Below are 808 nucleotides of genomic sequence, written 5' to 3'. Positions count from 1 at the left end.
GCGGCGATTGCTCCAGAGCGCTTTTCACGGCCTGAACGATGGTTGCCAGCGACTCTTGCAGAGCTTCCAGCACTTCGTTGGAGTTCAGGGTGAATGCGCGTGGAACGCCTTCGGCCAGGTTGCGACCGCGAACATCAACTTCGCGAACTTCGCCGCCCGGGTAGGCAGTACCGATTTCCTGCTTGATGCGCTCGGCAGTCGATTCACCGATCAGGCTGCCGTAGTTACGGCGCACGTAGGTGATGATCGCTTCGTCGAAGCGGTCGCCGCCAACGCGGACAGATTCGGCATAAACCACACCGTTCAGCGAGATCAGGGCGATTTCGGTAGTACCACCACCGATATCGACGACCATCGAACCGCGCGCTTCCTCTACCGGCAGGCCGGCACCGATCGCAGCAGCCATTGGCTCTTCGATCAGGAACACTTCACGAGCACCGGCACCAAGGGCCGATTCACGGATGGCACGACGCTCAACCTGGGTGGATTTGCATGGAACGCAGATCAGCACTCGAGGGCTTTGCTGCAGATAGCTGTTTTCGTGAACCTTGTTAATAAAGTATTGCAGCATCTTTTCGCAGACGCTGAAGTCGGCGATCACGCCGTCTTTCATCGGACGAATGGCAGCAATGTTGCCCGGCGTACGGCCGAGCATGCGCTTCGCTTCGGTGCCGACAGCAACGACACTTGTCGGGTTACCGTGTGGCCGAATGGCCACAACCGCTGGCTCATTCAGGACGATACCGCGCTCGCGCACGTAAATAAGGGTGTTGGCAGTGCCCAGGTCAATGGAAAGATCGCTGGAAAC

The 808-nt window shown here is 58.4% G+C and carries 1 protein-coding gene; it reads right to left on the bottom strand.

The window, feature by feature from the left end; genetic code table 11:
* Positions 1-808, bottom strand: an 808-nt coding sequence (locus tag ACIOZM_RS24595) for a rod shape-determining protein (RefSeq protein ID WP_401218420.1), incomplete at both ends; no start/stop codon positions are given.

Source organism: Pseudomonas sp. NPDC087346, assembly GCF_044744235.1.
Taxonomy (GTDB): domain Bacteria; phylum Pseudomonadota; class Gammaproteobacteria; order Pseudomonadales; family Pseudomonadaceae; genus Aquipseudomonas.
The sequence above is the reverse complement of the archived record's forward strand: the minus strand, read 5'-3'. Positions and strand labels throughout refer to the sequence as shown.